Below are 17,373 nucleotides of genomic sequence, written 5' to 3'. Positions count from 1 at the left end.
TCATGCGAGGGTGACGTCCAGGTTCAGCAGCCGTCTGAAGGCCACGCGCGGGGCCCAGGTCGGCCTGCGGACGAGGGTGAGCCGGGGGAAGCGCGTGACCAGCTGGTGGAGGAGGGTCGTGGCTTCGAGGCGGGCCAGGGGCGCGCCGAGGCAGTAGTGGATGCCGCCGCTGAAGGCGAGGTGGCCGGGCTTGCGGTGCAGGTTGAACAGCTCCGGGTCCTCGTGCTTGGCCGGGTCGCGGTGGGCCGCGCCGATCAGCAGGTGGACCATCTCGTCCTTGCGGATCTCCACCCCGCCCAGTTCGCAGTCGCGCGAGGAGACGCGGCTGATCACATGGGTGGGCGGGTCGTAGCGCAGCGTCTCCTCGACGGCGGCGGGCACCAGGTCGGGCTGGACGGTGAGCCGGTCCCACTGCCTGGCGTGCTCCAGGAGCAGCAGGGTGGTGGTGGACAGCAGGGTGGTGGTGGTCTCCAGGGCGGCCAGCAGGACGAACAGGGAGAGGAAGTAGACGGCCTCGTCGGCCTTGTCGCGGTCGCTCTCCATGCCGTCCCACACCGATATCCAGCGGGAGACGGGGTCGTCGCCGGGGCGGGCGCGGCGTTCGCGGACCAGATCCGTGAAGTAGGCGCGCAGTTCGGCGGTGGCCGCGTCCGACAGCGCCAACTGGCTGGCGGAGGGCAGCAGTTCCTGGGTGAACACCTGGTCGTGGGTCAGCTCGCGCAGCCGGGGGTGGTCGGCGGTGGGCAGTCCGAGCCAGTGTCCGATGACGGCGACCGGCAGTTCCTCGGCGACCAGGGCGTTGAAATCGGCCTCGCCGTCGTGCAGCCGCTCGGCCAGGTTGTCGAGCAGCCTGGTGGTGAACCGCGCTGTGATCCCGCGCATCTGGTCGAGCGAGCCGCGGTCGAACATACCGGCCGAGCGGCGCACCCAGGTGTGCTCCGGCGGGTTGAGCGCGGGCAGGGTCCGGCTCATCTCCCGGGAGGACGGCGCCGTCCAGCGGGTGCCGTGGCCCTGCTGCTCACGCCAGCGGGCGTCCGGCTCCAGCCAGTCCCGGCTGCGCACGACCTGGTCGCAGACGTCGAAACCGGTCACGAGGTGACCACCCCAGGGTGCGGGCGCGACCGCACCCCGGGAGCGGAGTTCCGCGTAGACCGGAAACGGGTTGGACTGGCCCTTGGCCGTGCGCAGCCGGGAGAAGAGCGATACGGCGAAGCGTCTGTCGGCGGGCGACGTGGTGAGTGTCTCCACAATGACCCTTTCTTGATCTAGACATCAGCCCGCATGCATACCCTCCGCTTCCTACGCACATACAAGGTGACTATGCACGGAGCGAGTTGCCTTCGTCACTCGCCCCTGGTCCAGGCCAGGAAGCGGCTGAACAGGCCCGTTTTGGGCTTCGGCGCACCGTTCACCGGGGGCCGAGGGGTGGCCGCGACCGGGGAAGCGGAGGACGTCACCGGGGATTCCGCCTTCTGGGCCGCCGTCGGCACCACGATGCGCGGGGTGAAGCGCACCGGCAGTGCCACCAGGGAGCGGCTCCAGGGGGCCGGAATCCAGCTCAGGTCCTTGAAGGGCATCCGGGTCTCGATGTCCGGCAGCCGGTTCAGCAGGGACTCCACTGCGGTCACCGCGATCACGAACGCCGGGTCCTTGGCGGGACAGGCGTGCGGGCCCGCGCCGAAGGCCAAGTGGGCCTTGGCACTGAGCTGTTCGCGGTGCTCGGCCAGGCGCGGGTCGGTGTTGGCCGCCGCGAAGGAGATCAGCACCGGGTCGTTGGCCTTGATCACCCGGTGGCCCAACTCGACGTCGTGCGTGGGGTAGTGGGCCGCGTAGTTGGCGATCGGCGCGTAGTTCCAGAGCACCTGGGTGACGGCGTCCTCGACCGGCAGCCCCGACTGCCACTCCTCGCCGAGGATCAGCGCACTGGCGGTGCCGATCACGGCGGACAGCGGCGTGGTGCCCCCGGAGAGCAGGGTGACGAGCTGGTGCAGCACTTCCTCGTCGGTCAGCTGCGCCGAGTGCTGCATCAGACGCGTCGTCAGGTCCTCGCCGGGGTTGCGGCGCTTCTGTGCGATCAGCTCGCTCAGCGCCTCGGCCAGCAGCTGGTCGGCGCCGTTGCTGCCGGAGAAGATGCCGGTGATGCCGGCGACGACCCGGTCACCGATCTCCGGCGGGCAGCCGAACAGCTCGCTGAAGACCAGCAGCGGCAGCGGCTGGGCGTACTCGGCCATCAGCTCGGCCTGGCCCATCCGTTCCGAGCTGAAGCGGCTGATCAGGTAGTCGGCCGAGGCCTGCGTCTGGCGCACCAGCTGGAGCTCGTTGACGCTGGCCAGGCTGTCGGTGACGGCCTGCCGCAGCCGGGCGTGCGCCGCGCCGTCGCTGAACAGCGCGTTGGGCCGGTACGCCAGCATCGGCAGCGCGGGGCTGTCCTCGGGCACGCGGCCCTCGTTCAGCGCGTTCCAGCGCCGCGAGTCGCGGACGAACGAGGCGGGGTTCTGGAGGATGTAGAGCGCGGCGTCGTAACTGGTGACCAGCTCGACCTCCACGCCCGGCGCGATGTCCACCGGCGCGCTCGGGCCGAGGGACCGCAGATGGGCGTAGTGGCCGTCGGGGTCGGAGCCGAAGTGGGGGCCGTAGAGCGGGAGGTTTGCGTGTGCGGGGCAGCCGGGGGGCGGCTCTATGCCGGGTCGCTGCTGCATGAGCGGGGGGCTCCTAGTCGATGAGGGAGAGGAGGTGATGCACGAGGGTGATCAGCGCGTGCGCCGACGACTGCTGGTCGCGGACGTCGCAGGGGACGACGGGGGTGTCCGCGGACAGGTTCAGGGCCTCGCGCACCTCTTCGAGCGGATAACCGGGGGTGCCGTCGAAGTGGTTGACGCCGATGGCATACGTCAGGCCGAACCGCTCGACCAGGTCGAGGATGGGGAACGACTCGGACAGCCGCTCCGGGTCGACGAGGACGAGCGCGCCCAGGGCGCCCCTGGACAGCTCCTCCCACATCTCCTTGAAACGTTCCTGGCCGGGGGTGCCGAAGAGGTAGAGCACCACCTCGTCGTTGATGGTCAGACGGCCGAAGTCCATGGCGACCGTCGTGGTGGTCTTGTCGGGGGTGCCCGACAGGTCGTCGAAGCCCTCGCTGGCCTCGGTGATCTCTTCTTCGGTCCGCAGCGGCTCGATCTCGGAGATGCTGGCGATGCATGTGGTCTTGCCGACCCCGAAGTGCCCCACCACGAGCACCTTCACCGCCGTACGGACACCTGAATCCAGGTACACGAATCACGCTCCGAATCGGGCTCTGAGGCCGTCGAGCACGGCGTTCAGTACTTCTCGGTCGACACGTTCCGCGCGGGGCACCGGCTTCCGCGCGATGATCAGGCCGCTCTCCTCCATCTCGACCAGCAGGATCCGGACGACCCCCAGCGGCAGATGGGTGTGGGCGGCCACCTCCGCCACGGACAGGAATCCGTCCATGACCAGGTCCAGGACCTGACGGGCCTCCGGGGTGAGCGTGCGCACCGTGGTGGCGGCGTGCTCGCTCGCGGACACCAGCGTGGTGTGCCCGTAGGCGTGTTCCGGGGGCAGTGACCGCCCGTTCGTGATCACGAAGAACGGGACTAACGCGGAGGTGAGTTCCAGATCCTCGTCCGGCTCGTCGCTCACGTGCGGCTCGCCTCCCCGCGCGGGGACAGATATCCGCCGAGCCGGGGCACGACCTGGTGCAGCCGGGTCGTGAAGTCCTCGATGTCGGCGTCGTGCTCGGCCGCGGCGGCGAGGAAGGCGCCCCGGCCGGCCGCGATCAGGAAGATCCAGCCGTGCTGGAACTCGATGACCGTCTGCCGCCAGACCGCGTCCGGCTGGACGCCGGCGAACTGGGCGGTGGCCCGGCTGTAGGCGTGGATGCCGGTCATCGCCGCGGAGATGGTGTCCGCGAGGTCCTGGCTCATGCCGGTGGTGGCGCCGCGGGGCAGGCCGTCGGCGCCGAGCAGTACCGCGTGCCGGGCGCCGTGCACCTTGCCGATCACCTCGTCCAGATCGGCGATCCGGATCCCGGTGCCGACCTCCTGGCCGGTGTGGGCGCGCTGGGCGCGCGCCGTCCCGGCCTCGTCCGCGTGCACCCGGGGCGGCGAGGTGAGGTTGTTGCCGAGCCGGGCGACGAGCCGGTGCATGCGGAAGGAGATCTGCTGCATGTCGACGTCGGGCGCGGCGGCCGCGGCCAGATAGGCACCCTGCCCGGCCCCGATCAGGAAGATCCAGCCGTGCGAGAACTCGATGATCGTCTGGTTCCACTGCCGGTCCGGGCCGTCCCCGGCGAAGTGGGCCGTGGCCCGGCTCAGCGACTGCATGCCCGCCATGGCGGCGGAGATGGTCCGCACGTCCTTCTGCGCCATACCGTCGGTCGCCCCGCGGGGCAGGCCGTCCGCGGACAGCAGGACTGCGTGGCGTGCCTTGGGCACGTTGGCCACGATGTCCTCAAGCATCCACGACAGGTCTGTGATCATGTGTCATCGGACCCTTCGGACGGTGCCGCGGAGAGGTTGCGGCCCGAGAGCGTGCCGCGCTGGAAGGCGCCCAGGCTGCGGCCGGCCGCCCGGCCGGCGTCCTCCTCAGCCGGGACGTGCGGCAGGCCGACGGTGTCGTGGTCGGGGACGCTGGCGATGGGCACCTGGCGGGCGCCACGCCGGGGCAGGCCGTTGGCGGTGCGCGCCACGGGCTCGGGCCGGGCGGCGCCGCCGGGCTCGGTAACGGGGGGCTGGACGTCTTCCACCGGTGCCGTCTCCTCCTCGGTCCACAGCTCCTCGGGCAGCAGCACGACCGCGCGCACGCCGCCGTAGCGGGAGACACCGGTCACGTCGACCCGGAAGCCGTACTGCTGGGAGAGCAGGCCGATCACCGGAAAGCCGAACTTGGGCTGGTTGCCCAGCTGGGACAGCCGGGGACGGTACTGACCGGAGAGCAGGGCGGTGGCCTTCTGCCGCTCCTCGTCGTTCATGCCGACGCCCGCGTCGTCGATGACGATGCACAGGTTCTTCTGCACCCGCTGGAACGTGACCTCGATCGGCGAGCCCTGCTGGGAGAAGCTGGCAGCGTTGTCGAGCAGCTCCGCCACGGCGAGGGCGACGGGCGAGACCGCCGACGCCTTCAGCGCGAGGCCGGTCTGCTGCATGATCTCCACGCGGCGGAAGTTGCGGATCTGCCCCTGGGCGCTGCGCACCACGTCGTAGACGCTCGCGGCGCGGCTGCGGCGGCCCAGCGGCGCACCGCACATGACGGCGATGCCCTGCGCCTTGCGCGCCATCTGCGCGTTGGCGTGGCCGACTTCGAGCAGGTCGGCGAGGACCGAGTGACCGCCGTACTTGCGCTGGATGTCCTCCAGCAGGGCCAGCTGCTCGGCGGCGAGGCTCTGCAGGAAGCGGGCGGAGCCCTTGAGTACGGCCTTGGTGCTGTCCTCCGCCGCCTCCTCGGCTTCCTGGATGGTCTTGGCGTGATCGGTCCGGTGCTGGTGGAGCTCTGCTCGTAAGGCGGCGAGCCGGCCGTCGGCCTCGCTGAGCCGCTGGGTGAGGGCGGCCTCGGACCTGTCCTTGTTCGCCGCTATGGCCTTGGCGCGACGACTGAGCACCAGGGCCGCGGCGACGCCGAGCGCCGCCACGACGACCAGGCACCAGACAAGTGCGTCTCGAATCATGGAAACCTTTCCTGGCGTTTGGCCTGCGGCCGTTGGCGGAAGTGCACCGCGCGCACCGATGGGACGACCGGTCGCGTACGGGCCGGGACAGGTCAGGGGGACGACCGGACCGAAACCGTTTTCTGCGGTGCCTGAGCCGAGGGGACCAAGGTCACAGACGCGGGGATGCTATCACCCGCTTAGCGGAACCTTTACCACCGCGAGGCGGCCCAACGACCCTGCTCACCGGGTGGGTTGCGCCGGTTACGCGCGGCTCGTCCAGCAATTCCGGATACGGGTGCGGGAGTTGCCGCGGGAGGCGGGAGGCACCGGTTCCGAAAGGGCCGCGCGGCAGGGGAACTGACGGCGGGACACGTACGTCTCGGTGCGCGCGCCGGTGCGGACGGGAAAGGCGGGAAGGGCGGGCGGGGCGGGTCTCAGGCGCGGGGCCAGGGCTGGCCGGTGATGCGCTCCACGCTGGTGTTGAAGCGCTGGAGGTAGCGGGCGAAGGTCTCCACGTCCTCGGCCGACCAGTCCTCGAAGACCCGGTCCAGGTCCTTGACGTGGGTGTCGCGCTCCTCGCGCAGCCGCCGCTCGCCCTCCTCGGTCAGCCGGAACTTGCGGGCCATGCCGCCCTCGGGGTCGGGGATCCGCTCCAGGAGGCCGGCCCGCATCGCGTGCGCGGTCTGCCGGTTGACGGTGGAGGCGTCGAGCTGGAAGGCGTCGCTGAGCTGCCCGATCGACATGGGCCCCTGCACCTCGATCCGGCTGAGCATGATGTAGGCGCTCCGCTCCAGCCGGCCCTCCTGGTGCCGGCGGGTGGTACTGCTCAGCTGATGCCGCCCGAGGACCATGTGCTCGAACTCGACCAGGTGCGACGGCTTGCCCATGTACGTGCCTCCTTCTGGACCGACCGTATCTCAGTGCCCCTCGGCGCAGCGTCCGCTGAGATGTGGTCGATACATAGAGTATGTACGATGCACATCCTTGCCAGCACAAGCCGAGGAGCACCCATGAACGCCCCACAGCCGAGCAGCCGGACGGGCGGCATCGTCGCCGTCCTGGCGCTCGCCGGAACCGTCGCCGCGATCATGCAGACACTGGTCACCCCGCTGATCGCGGAACTTCCACAGATCCTGCACACCTCCTCGTCGAACGCCGCCTGGGTGATCACGGTCACCCTGCTCGTCGGCGGCGTCTGCGTGCCGGTGTCCGGACGGCTCGGCGACCTCGTGGGCAAGCGGCGCATGATGCTGATCTGCGTGGTGCCGCTGGTGGCCGGCTCAGTGGTGTGCGCCCTGTCCACCTCCGTCGTGCCGATGATCGTCGGACGCGGCCTCCAGGGCATGGGCATGGGCATGATCCCGCTGGGCATCGCGCTGCTACGGGACGTCGTCCCCGTCGAGAAGCTCAGCGGCTCCATCGCCCTGGTCAGCGCCTCCATGGGCATCGGCGGCGCGATCGGCCTGCCGCTCGCGGCCGCCGTCGCGCAGTACGCCGACTGGCAGGAGCTGTTCTGGGGGGCGGCCGCCCTCTCCCTGATCATCGGGGTGCTGATCTTCGTCGTGGTGCCGGACGTCCCCGCCGCCGCCAAGGGCCAGCGCTTCGACGCGCCCGGTGCGGTCGGTCTGGCGATCGGCCTGGTCGCCCTGCTGCTGGCGATCTCCAAGGGCGCCGACTGGGGCTGGGCCTCGGGCACCACGCTCGGCCTGTTCGCCGTCGCCGTCATCGCGCTGCTGGTCTGGGGCTTCTGGGAGCTGCGCACCCGCGACCCGCTGATCGACCTGCGCACCACGGCCCGCCCGCGGGTGCTGATCACCAACGCCGCGTCGATCCTCGTCGGTGTCGGCATGTACTCGTTCATGCTGATCGCGCCGCAGCTGCTGCAGTTCCCCAAGGCCACCGGCTTCGGCCTCGGCCAGTCGATGCTCGCGGCGGGCCTGTGGATCGCGCCCGGCGGCATCATGATGATGCTCATCTCCCCGCTCGGCGGAAAGCTGATCAACTCCCGCGGCCCGAAGCTCACGCTCCTGGCCGGCGCCCTGGTGATCGCCGTCGGCTACGCGGTCGCGCTGCCGCTCATGGGCACGGCCGCGGGCATCATGGTCGCCGGTATCGTGATCAACAGCGGTGTCGCGCTCGCCTACGGCGCCATGCCCGCGCTCATCATGAGTTCGGTGCCGCTGTCCGAGACCGCCGCCGCCAACGGCTTCAACAGCCTGATGCGCTCGCTCGGCACCACCATCGGCTCGGCCGTGATCGGCGTCGTCCTCGCCCACATGACCATCAATCTGGGCGGCCACACGATCGCCTCGAAGGACGGTTTCCGCACCGGCCTGCTGATCGGCTGCGGTGTCGCGCTGCTCTCCGCGGCCGTCGCCGCGTTCATTCCGGCGCTGCGCCCGGCGGGCGGCGAGGAGGCCGCGGAGCAGCCGGCGGCCGGTGCCGACCAGGCTCCGGCGCGCGGCTGACCGGACACCCGGGGGCGGCCGGTCTCACCCCGCCCCCTGCGGCCCGAGTCCCTGTACGTGGGGTGCTTGCCAGTAAGCGTGTCCTTGGGCGGACCGTTTCTCGAGCTTGCGCCGCAGCGCCTTGGCGGCCTGGATGTACGCCGCGTGGGCGGTTGCGCGGCGGCCGGCCGGGGGTCAGCGCAGGATGCTGACGGCCCGCGCGATCACCAGGAGCGAGGTCAGCAGAGCGGAGATGCTCTGCACCCCCATCAGGGCTTTGGCGCGGGTCGACAGCGGCATGGTGTCGGTCGGGCTGAAGGCGGTGGAGTTGGTGGTGGACACGTACAGGTAGTCCATCAGTGTGGGGACCCAGTCCGAGGTGCCGCTGGCTCCGTCGGCGACTTCCTGGACGGCGTCGTCGTTCTCGTCCTGGGAGAAACGGAAGTCGGCCAGCGGCATGGCCGAGCGGGGTGCCTGGGTGCGGCTGACCGGGCCGCCCCGGTCCAGCTCCCAGTAGGCCAGCCCGAAGACGATGATGTTGGTGAGCCAGATCTGCAGCGCGGCCACCAGCAGGGACCGGCCGTCCTTCACCCCGGCGTAGAGCAGTTCGTGGACCAGGATGACCAGCGCCACCAGATTGCTGACCACGATGACGCCCACGAGCGTCAGCGACAGCACGCGGAACGTCTTCGTCTGCCGGGTCAGCCGTTTGGGGTTGATCGCGATAAGCGGGATGAGCAGCAGGCACTCCAGGGCGGGCAGGACGTACCGGGGAGCGATCAGCAGCCGCTGCGGCAGCAGCAGGTACAGGGCGATCGCGGCGAGGGTCGCGACCACCGCCGGGAGCCGTGCCTCTCCCCTGCGCTCATGCCTGGGATGCCGGGTGCTCGCCTGTGCCCGCGTACGTGCCATACCTCGTGGCCTTCCGGTCGTTCCCGCACGGACCGTGCCACGGCGCCTGAGCATTCCTCGGTGCCGGGCGCCGCGCACCCCCAGCAGGTACCCCCGAACAGGCGGCTCGTGCCGTGGGACCGCGGGGGCCCGGAAGGCGAGGGACCCGGTGATGCCAGCCACTACGCAGAAGGACTGCTCTGTCGGCGGAGGCGCGTTCGGTGAGCCGGCACACCGAACGCGCAGCAGGAAACCGCCATGCCACTCACCGAGGAGCAATCCGCTTCCGCAGCACTGCGGGGCCGCCGCCGGCGCAACCAGGACCACGCGCGCGGTCTGTCCGCCCGTGTCCCACCGCATGCCGCCGCCCGGTGGGCTGCACGGCTGCGCGAATGGGGAATGTCCGCGCAGGACATCGCCGACCGGGCCGGGCCGGCCTGTCCGTGACCCTGGTCCGCCGCGTGCTGCGCACCCCGGCAGACGGCCAGACCGCCCGGGACATCGCCCGCACCTCCGCCGACGCCCTCCTCGGCATCCCGCTCCCCCACCGCCGCAGCCACCCGACACACCCCGCCGACCATCGTTTGAACCGGGCAGTCCAGCAGCCTCCGACCACGGGCACCGGGAGGTGCTGGCGGCCGGGCACTCGTTCCGCTTGACCGCTGGTTGGGCAGACCAGCGAAGGGCCCTGGGCAGGGAGGATGGCCGCCGGAGCGGGCGGCAGACCCGGGATGACCTGGGACAAGCTGGGATGGTGTCCGCGGCCCGTGCGTACCGACCAGGGTGCCGTCGGGCATAGGGCATCTGCCCGACGAGGGCGGCGATGTGGCCGGGGCCGGTCACCAGGTGGGAAGTGGCGGGCGGGTGCCGACGAGGGCGACGGCGGGTTCGCCGTGACGCACCGAGGGGACACCGCCCTGGACGACCACTCCCGCCTCGCCTACACCGAAGACCTCCCCGACGAGACCGCCGCGACCTGCGCCGGCTTCCTACGACGAGCAACCGCCTGGTTCGCCCGGCAAGGCATCACCATCGAGCGGGTCCTCACGATGCCGGGTTGACCCGGCTGAACTCCGCGGCGAGCAGGTCGAGGAGCCCCGGGAAGCGGCGGTCGATCTCCGCTCTGCGAAGTCTGACGCCCTTCTTGTTCCCGTAGTTGGTCTCGCAGATCAGCCCGGCGTCGCGCAGGGTGCGGAAGTGGTAAGTCCTGGTCTGCTTGCTCACGGGAAGATTGAACGAGTGGCAGGTGCGCTCACCGTCACTCCTGTCCGCGGCCAGCTCGATCATCACCGCGCGCCGGTGTTCGTCGCCGAGAGCACGCAGCACCGCACCCAGGTCCAGGACATCGGTGTCGGCCTGGGTCACGACCGCTTCCACCATTGAGCCCACCTCCAACAAGTACGACGTCCACGGTACCTGAGAAGGCGATTCTGCCGACCACCCATCAAGTACGACTTGTCTCGTACCTTGCGAGCATGCTTCACTAAGGTACGACATTGGACGTACCTATTGCCGGTCGTGGCCGCCGTCACCTCCGCCCGGAAGGGCGCCGGTGCTCACCAATCGACGAAACCGCGACCCGCCTCCAGCGACCGTCGCGCGACCGGCCGGATTCGGACCCTTTTCCAGGGCCGAAGGAAGGCGAGAAGATGAGGAAGCGGCTCGGACTGCTCTCTTTCGGACACCACCAGCACACGCCCGGCTCACAGGCCGGCGGCGCGACCGAAGCGTTGACCCAGCACATCGACATCGCCGTCGGCGCCGAGCGCCTCGGCTTCGACGGCGCCTGGGTCCGCGTGCACCACTACCAGCGGCAGTTCGCCAGCCCCTGGGCACTGCTGGCGGCGACGGCGGCGCGGACGCGGCGGATGGAACTCGGAACCGCCGTCATAGACATGCGCTACGAGAACCCGCTCATGATGGCCGAACTCGCCGCCGCCGCCGACCTCATCAGCGGCGGCCGCCTGCAACTCGGCCTGAGCCGGGGGTCACAGGAACCCGCTCTGCGGGGCTACGAAGCCTTCGGCCACCACCCCGGCCCCACCGACGATTCCCGCGCTGGGGACATGGCACGGGCACACACGGAGCGTTTCAGGGCGGCGATCGCGGGGGCCCCGATGGCGATGAGCGACCCCGCGGAAACCGGTGCCACCGTGCCGCTCTCGATCGAACCCCGATCCGGCACCCTGCCCCAGCGGATCTGGTGGGGCTCGGCCACACGACAGAGCGCCCAGTGGACCGGAGAACAAGGGATGCACTTGCTGAGCAGCACGCTGCTCTCCGAGGACACCGGGGTCCCGTTCGCACAGCTGCAGACGGAACAGATCGAGCTCTTCCGCGACGCCTGGCACCGCGCGGGCCATCCGGGAACACCCAGGGTGGCGGTGGTACGCAGCATCCTGCCCATCGTCTCGGACCGCGACCGCGCCCTGTTCGGTGCGGCCGCCGCACAGGGGTCGAGAGAACACGTCGGCGTTCTGGGCGGAGCCGTGTCGCGGTTCGGCAAGAGCTTCATCGGGGAGCCCGACACGGTGGTGGAGGCTCTGTCGAAGGACGAAGCGGTACGCACCGCGGACACCCTGCTGGTCACCATCCCCAACCTCCTCGGAAGCGACGAGAACCTCCGGATCCTGGAGAACATCGCCGAGCACATCGCCCCGGCGGCCCTCGGCTGGAGCCGGAGCCGCTGACGCGACGCCGAGGCGGTCGTGCCCGACCGGTCGGCCGGGCGGGCACGACCGCCTGCCCGACCGCCGACAACGCGCCTGTCCGTCAGATCACATCAGGTACGGCTTGATTCGTACCTACACTTCCTGCTTGACTCTAGGTATGAACATTTTCGTACCTAGAGGGGTTGCCCAGTGACCAGCACTGCGAGGCATGCGGAGGGGGCGAACCCGCCATGGTTCCTGACGCCCGTCATCCTGCTCACGATGTTCGTCCTGCCCATCAGCATCGCGGGAACAGCGATCGCCCTTCCCGACATCTCCCGAGACCTGGGCGACTCCCCGACCGCTCTCCAGTGGGTCGTGAATGGGTTCAACGTCTCGTTCGCCCTGTTCACCCTGGTCTGGGGAGCACTCTCCGACCGGCTCGGACACAAGCGCACCTTCATGATCGGTTCCCTGTTCATCCTGGGTGCCTCCGTGCTCAGCGTCGTGTCCCCGAACCTGTACGTTCTCGACGCGGGACGCCTGCTCGCCGGAGTGGGCGGCGCCGCGGTGGCCACCGGTGGCACGGCCCTGCTGTCCAACGCGTATTCCGGTGCCCGGCGCGCTCGTGCCTTCGCTTTGCTGGGCACAACGGTCGGTCTGGGCCTGGCCGCAGGACCGACCCTCTCCGGGGGGCTGGTGACGTTCGTCGGGTGGCAGGGCGTCTTCGCCGCCGCCGGTGCCATCTCGATCGTGGCCCTGCTGGCCGGTGGTGCCCTGCCGAAGGACCACAGGCACCCTGTGGAGGGCAACCGCAAGCTGATCGACTTCTCACCGGTCCGCAACCGGTACTTCCTGGCCGTCATCCTGGTGCCGGTCGCGGGGTCCCTGGGCTACGTGACCCTGCTGACCTATCTGCCCGTCGCGCTGAGCGCGGTCCTCGGCATGAGTGCCGGCCAGGCCGGCGTGTTCCTCCTGCCCCTGACGCTGCCGGTGCTCGTCGCTCCGGTCCTCGCCACGACACTGGTCCACCGCGTACGCCGGATCACCCCCATGGTGATCATCAACGTGTCGCTCGCCGTGCTCGTCGTCGGTGATCTCGGCATGCTGCTCCTCGGCCCCGACGCCCCGAAGTGGACCCTTGTGCTCCCCATGGTCCTCCTGGGATTCGGCTGGGGTCTCCCGATCGGCCTCATCGACGGGGAGGCCCTCGCCGCCGTGCCCGCCCGTAGTGCGGGGGCCGCGGCCGGTGTGCTGAACTTCGTCCGTCTGGGCAGTGAGGCGGCCGCCGTAGGGGTCTACGCCGCGGTGACGGCCGGACTCCTGTCCGCCCGCGTCGACGATCCCGGCCTCGCCCGGAAAGTCTCGGCAGGTGGCAGCGGAGCCGCCGGGGCCTACGCGGAGGTCTTCCATCTCGTGGTGATCGCGTTGGCGCTCCTGCCCCTGCTGCTGGCCGTGGTCATCAACGTGCTCCACCGGGCGCACAAGAGCCCGGCTGCGCGCACCCTGTCGGCCCACCCGGACCAGCACCAGGAAGACCCGATCGCCGATCAGGTCGGCACACAGGCGTGAACCACCGGGCCGCCGCGCGGAGTGGCCGAGGCCGCCGGCGTGTGACTGCACGGTCCTCACACCCGCGCGGGGCCCGAGCCACGGACAGGCACCACGGCACAGCGTGCGGCGGACACCGCGGACCCGCTCCGAGTGCGTGGTGTCCGCGGTGACCGTGCCGCTCGTGTCAGCTACACGTCGCGCTCCGGCCGGTCGCTCGTCCCTTCCCGGACGGTCCGGACCGCGAGATCGAGTACGGCGGCCGCGGCTTGCCGGGGGTCGCCGCTCGGTCGATCGGGGTAGGTGGTGGGCGCTCGGTTCCATCGGTCGGCACCCGTTGACGGTGGGTTGTCGCGCCTCCGATGGAGGTCGCCTCCCGCACGCAGGTTGAGGAAACCTCAGTGGGTGTTGGCGTGAGGGAGCGCGCGGAAGAGCTCGGCGCCGATCATGAGCGCGGGACGATGGTCGAAGCGACACCGATCCATTCGTGTCCGCGTCGCGCTCGGCCACCTGCGAGCCGGGCACGAGCCGGATCCGGCCGAGCTCGCGGCCCAGGGCCGACTCGGACTCCTTCCAGTGTGCTCAGCCGTGTTCAGCGAGGAGCAGTACCGCCCGGGGACTCTGCGCCCAGGAGTGCGAGCAGCCGGGGGAATCTCTTCTCGATGTCCACGCGTCGCAGTCGGATGCCCTTGCGGTTGCCGTAGTCGATCTCATCGATAAGACCTGCTTCGCGCAGGACCCGGAAGTGGTGGGTCTGGGTCTGCTTCGAGATCGGAAGATTGAACGAGTTGCAGCCCCGCTCGCTGTCGCTGCGGTCGGCGGCCAACTCCGTCACCACCGAACGACGGTGCTCGTCGGCGAGGGCGCGAATCACCGCACCCAGATCGAGCGCATCGACCTCGGGGCCGACCAGGTTGATCCCGGCCACGCGGCACTCCCTTCAGGTACGGCTTGCATCGTACCTCAAGATATGCTCCACTGAGGTACGAATCTGACCGTACCTTGACCCGTTTGCGCTGCCCGGTGCCGCCTCCCCCTGAGACCCGGCCCGGCACTCGCCGGGGGCCTGGTCATCGATACTCCGCGAGGTCATCGTCATGAAGAAGCCCGAGGTGCTGATAGTCGGTGCCGGAATCGCAGGGCCCGCACTCGCATACTGGCTCTCCCGGAATGGATTCCGGCCGACGGTCGTCGAACACGCCCGGCAGCTGCGCTCCGGTGGTAGCGCGGTGGTCGTGAAGGGGCCCGCGATCCCGGTCGCCGACCGCATGGGCATCCTTCCGCAGCTCCGCGGGCTCGCCACCCGCAATCGATCGCTGACCCTGCTCGACCCCGACGGCAGGCGGATCCTGCAACTCCCGCTCACCTCGGACAAGGCGCCGACGGTCGAGGTGACCCGGGCCGACCTGTCCGAGGTGCTCTACCGGTCGGCGCAGACCGAGGCCGAGTTCCTGTTCGACGACACGGTCACCGCTCTCGACCAGGATGAAAGCGGGGTGGACGTCACCTTCCGGCGGTCCGCGCCACGGCGCTTCGACTTGGTGGTCGGTGCCGACGGGATGCACTCCACCGTACGGCGCCTGGTATTCGGCCCCGAGCGGCAGTTCGCGAGCGACCTGGGCCTGTACGGCGCGACCGTCCCGTTGGAACCCGACGCCATCGAGGACCCGACCGAGATGACGATGCTGACCGTGCCGAACCGGATGCTGGTCCTCCACCCTTCGCGGACGACTCCACTCGCGATCTTCACCTTCCGGGCCGCACAGCCGGCGCCCCACGACCGCAAGAACATCGCCCTTCACAAGCAGACCGTGGCCGACGCCTACGCCGACGTGCGGTGGCGGGCACCGGAACTCGTGGCGGCGTTCCTCGACCACCCGGCTCCGTTCTTCGACCCCCTGACCACCGTCCGGCTGCCCTCATGGTCCCGCGGACGGGTCGTACTGCTCGGGGACGCGGCGGCGGCGACATCCCTGCTGGGCGACGGGTCCAGCATGGCGATGGCGGGCGCGTACGCCCTCGCAGAAGAGCTCTCCGCCCACCCCGGTGATCACGCCCGCGCCTTCGCCGCCTACGAGTCGCGGCTCCGCCGTGAGGTAGGCCCGCGGCAGCGACGCGTCGGTCTGCTCTCCAGGCTCATGGTGCCCCGCACCCGACCGGGCCTCGCGGTGCGCAACGCCGTGGGCCGCGTGGTCGGTCGCACGCGGGCCTGACCCGTGGAACAACTTCAGACAGGTCCGGCCGCCGACGCTCCGTCAGCGGCCCACCAAGAGGTTGCGCCGGCTTCCGTTCCGCTGCTCCTCGTGCCCCACGATGCGCCGACCACGGGCTCTCGTCAGTCCGCAATGGTCCGTCGACGGCGCCGGGCAGCCGGGGCGCCGGGAACGCGACGGTCCGGGCGCCCGGCTCGTCGGCCGCCCGCAGCGACTCCCGGTAGCAGGAGGCGACCGGCGCGGGATCGCTGTCCGGGCCCTCGTACACCGGGCCGACGGTGTGGATCACCCACCGCGCGTCGAGTTGCCCCGCCGTGGTGGCCACGGCCTGGCCGGTGGGCAGTCCCCGGCCGTAGCGGGAGGCGCGCAGCGCCCGGCACTCCGCGAGGATCGCGGGGCCCCCGCGGCGGTGGATGGCGCCGTCCACCCTCCCCCGCCGAGCAGCGAGGAGTTCGCCGCGTTGACGATCGCGTCGGCGCGCCGGCGGGTGATGTCTCCCCGCACCGGAAGGAGGGCGGTCATGTCTGCCGCAGCCTGCGCCAGACGGCCCGGGCCGCGTTGTGCCCGGACATGCCGTGCACCCCGGGGCCCGGCGGGGTGGCGGACGAGCAGATGAAGACGGCCGGGTGGGGGGTCTGGTACGGGAACAGGGTCGGCCGGGGCCGCAGCAGCAGCTGGAGTCCGGAGGCCGCGCCGCAGGCGATGTCGCCGCCGATGTAGTTGGCGTTGTGGGCGGCCAGCTCGGCGGGACCGGCGACGGCGCGGGCGAGCACGCGGTCGCGGAAGCCGGGGGCGAAGCGCTCCAGCTGGCGTTCCATGGCGTCGGTGAGATCCCCCGACCAGCCGCTCGGCACATGGCCGTACGCCCAGAAGACCTGCTTGCCCTCGGGGGCGCGGGTGGGGTCGACCACGCCCGGCTGCACGGTGATCATGAACGGCCGCTCGGGGGCGCGGCCCTCGCGGGAGGCGGCGCGCAGGGCGGTGCCGATCTCGGCCTGGCTCGCGCCGATCTGCACGGTGCCGGCGACGCGGGCCTCCGGCGCGGTCCAGGGCACCGGGCCGTCCAGCGCGTAGTCGATCTTGAAGACGCCGGGGCCGTAGCGGTAGCGGTCGTAATAGCCGCCGAAACCGGCGATGCGGGCGAGGGCGGCGGGCGAGGTGTCGAAGACGTAGGCACGGGCGGGCGGCAGGTCGTCCAGCCGCTTGACCTCGTAGTCCGTGTGCACCGCGCCGCCGAGGTCCGCGAGGTGGGCGGTGAGGGCGTCGGAGATCGCCTGGGAGCCGCCGCGGGCCACCGGCCAGCCGTGGGCGTGCGCGGCCAGCGCGAAGACCAGGCCGATGGCGCCGGTGGCGAACCCGTCCAGCGGGGCCATCACATGGGCGACCAGCCCGGCGAACAGGGCCTTGACCCGTTCGTCCTTGAACCGGCGCATCAGCCAGGTGGACGGCGGCAGCCCGGCGAGGCCGAAGCGGGCGAGGGTCAGGGGGTCACGGGGCAGCGCGGTCGACGGCAGCGACATGAAGTCCCGCACGAGGGTGTCCCAGTGGGCGACCAGCGGCTCGACCAGTCGGCGGTACGCCCCCGCGTCCCGCGGCCCGAAGGAGGCGGCCGTCTTGGCGACCGAGCGGGCCAGCACCGCGGCGGTGCCGTCCGGGAACGGGTGGGCCATGGGCAGCTCGGGGTGCAGCCATTCGAGGCCGTAGCGGTCGAGGGGCAGGGCGCGGAAGGCGGGCGAGCTGATGCCGAGCGGATGGGCGGCCGAGCACGGGTCGTGCCGGAACCCGGGCAGGGTCAGCTCCTCGGTGCGGGCGCCGCCGCCCACGGTGGACCGCGCCTCGAACACGGCCACGGTGAAGCCCCGGCGGGCCAGCTCCACGGCAGCGGTCAGCCCGTTCGGCCCCGCCCCCACCACGACCGCATCGAGCATCGCCGGCACCTTCGGACCCCTTCGTCA

At 70.9% G+C, this 17,373-nt stretch carries 15 protein-coding genes and 2 pseudogenes; 5 read left to right on the top strand and 12 right to left on the bottom strand.

The genetic code is table 11. The features are described from left to right. The 7 genes from BLW85_RS30950 to BLW85_RS30920 form a co-directional block, all read right to left on the bottom strand. A complete protein-coding gene (locus BLW85_RS30950; RefSeq protein WP_074994220.1) occupies positions 1-1,248 on the bottom strand; it encodes a cytochrome P450 in 1,248 nt (415 codons plus the stop codon). 95 nt (positions 1,249-1,343) lie between these two features. After that, on the bottom strand, positions 1,344-2,699 hold the full coding sequence (locus tag BLW85_RS30945; RefSeq protein ID WP_070022793.1) for a cytochrome P450 family protein: 1,356 nt from the start codon (positions 2,697-2,699) through the stop codon (positions 1,344-1,346). A 13-nt stretch (positions 2,700-2,712) separates the two neighbouring features. Beyond that, a complete protein-coding gene (locus BLW85_RS30940; protein WP_070022794.1) occupies positions 2,713-3,273 on the bottom strand; it encodes a GTP-binding protein in 561 nt (186 codons plus the stop codon). 3 nt (positions 3,274-3,276) lie between these two features. After that, the gene (locus BLW85_RS30935) at positions 3,277-3,660 is read right to left on the bottom strand and encodes a DUF742 domain-containing protein (RefSeq protein WP_070022795.1); all 384 of its coding nucleotides are present in this window, start codon (positions 3,658-3,660) and stop codon (positions 3,277-3,279) included. After that, positions 3,657-4,499 (bottom strand): roadblock/LC7 domain-containing protein, encoded by an 843-nt coding sequence (locus tag BLW85_RS30930; RefSeq protein ID WP_239697743.1) that lies wholly within the window; start codon positions 4,497-4,499, stop codon positions 3,657-3,659. Before BLW85_RS30930 ends, BLW85_RS30935 begins: the two co-directional genes overlap by 4 nt. Next, positions 4,496-5,683 (bottom strand): ATP-binding protein, encoded by a 1,188-nt coding sequence (locus tag BLW85_RS30925; RefSeq protein WP_070022796.1) that lies wholly within the window; start codon positions 5,681-5,683, stop codon positions 4,496-4,498. Before BLW85_RS30925 ends, BLW85_RS30930 begins: the two co-directional genes overlap by 4 nt. A gap of 416 nt (positions 5,684-6,099) precedes the next feature. Further along, entirely contained in the window at positions 6,100-6,552 is a 453-nt protein-coding gene (locus tag BLW85_RS30920) for a MarR family winged helix-turn-helix transcriptional regulator (RefSeq protein ID WP_074994217.1), read from the bottom strand. Between the two features lie 123 nt (positions 6,553-6,675). On the opposite strand from BLW85_RS30920, the gene BLW85_RS30915 reads away from it, so the two are divergent. After that, the gene (locus BLW85_RS30915) at positions 6,676-8,133 is read left to right on the top strand and encodes an MFS transporter (protein WP_074994215.1); all 1,458 of its coding nucleotides are present in this window, start codon (positions 6,676-6,678) and stop codon (positions 8,131-8,133) included. A 174-nt stretch (positions 8,134-8,307) separates the two neighbouring features. On the opposite strand, the gene BLW85_RS30910 is transcribed toward BLW85_RS30915, so the two are convergent. Further along, entirely contained in the window at positions 8,308-9,024 is a 717-nt protein-coding gene (locus BLW85_RS30910) for a hypothetical protein (RefSeq protein WP_070022799.1), read from the bottom strand. Between the two features lie 812 nt (positions 9,025-9,836). On the opposite strand from BLW85_RS30910, the pseudogene BLW85_RS40955 reads away from it, so the two are divergent. Beyond that, positions 9,837-10,052, top strand: a pseudogene (locus BLW85_RS40955) (IS481 family transposase); the annotation flags it as partial. Here BLW85_RS40955 and BLW85_RS30905 read toward each other — a convergent pair. Then, positions 10,048-10,383, bottom strand: coding sequence for an ArsR/SmtB family transcription factor (locus tag BLW85_RS30905; protein ID WP_074994213.1), 336 nt, complete (start codon positions 10,381-10,383; stop codon positions 10,048-10,050). The pseudogene BLW85_RS40955 and the gene BLW85_RS30905 overlap by 5 nt on opposite strands. A gap of 269 nt (positions 10,384-10,652) precedes the next feature. Between BLW85_RS30905 and BLW85_RS30900 the strand changes: the two genes are divergently transcribed. After that, positions 10,653-11,693, top strand: coding sequence for an LLM class flavin-dependent oxidoreductase (locus tag BLW85_RS30900; protein WP_074994211.1), 1,041 nt, complete (start codon positions 10,653-10,655; stop codon positions 11,691-11,693). A gap of 243 nt (positions 11,694-11,936) precedes the next feature. After that, positions 11,937-13,226, top strand: coding sequence for an MFS transporter (locus tag BLW85_RS30895; protein WP_074994209.1), 1,290 nt, complete (start codon positions 11,937-11,939; stop codon positions 13,224-13,226). Between the two features lie 571 nt (positions 13,227-13,797). Here the strand turns inward: BLW85_RS30895 and BLW85_RS30890 are convergent. Then, positions 13,798-14,133: an ArsR/SmtB family transcription factor gene (locus BLW85_RS30890; RefSeq protein ID WP_074994206.1), complete on the bottom strand. Its 336-nt coding sequence runs from the start codon at positions 14,131-14,133 to the stop codon at positions 13,798-13,800. Between the two features lie 169 nt (positions 14,134-14,302). On the opposite strand from BLW85_RS30890, the gene BLW85_RS30885 reads away from it, so the two are divergent. Then, the gene (locus BLW85_RS30885; RefSeq protein WP_074994203.1) at positions 14,303-15,418 is read left to right on the top strand and encodes an FAD-dependent monooxygenase; all 1,116 of its coding nucleotides are present in this window, start codon (positions 14,303-14,305) and stop codon (positions 15,416-15,418) included. Here BLW85_RS30885 and BLW85_RS40950 read toward each other — a convergent pair. Then, positions 15,342-15,940 (bottom strand): annotated as a pseudogene (locus BLW85_RS40950) (macro domain-containing protein). The gene BLW85_RS30885 and the pseudogene BLW85_RS40950 overlap by 77 nt on opposite strands. After that, positions 15,937-17,355: a phytoene desaturase family protein gene (locus BLW85_RS30875; protein ID WP_177329994.1), complete on the bottom strand. Its 1,419-nt coding sequence runs from the start codon at positions 17,353-17,355 to the stop codon at positions 15,937-15,939. The pseudogene BLW85_RS40950 and the gene BLW85_RS30875 overlap by 4 nt, the downstream one beginning before the upstream one ends. Between the last annotated feature and the right edge of the window lie 18 nt (positions 17,356-17,373).

Origin of the sequence: Streptomyces misionensis (genome assembly GCF_900104815.1) — a bacterium.
Classification (GTDB): domain Bacteria; phylum Actinomycetota; class Actinomycetes; order Streptomycetales; family Streptomycetaceae; genus Streptomyces; species Streptomyces misionensis.
This window is presented reverse-complemented; position numbering and strand designations above follow the sequence as displayed.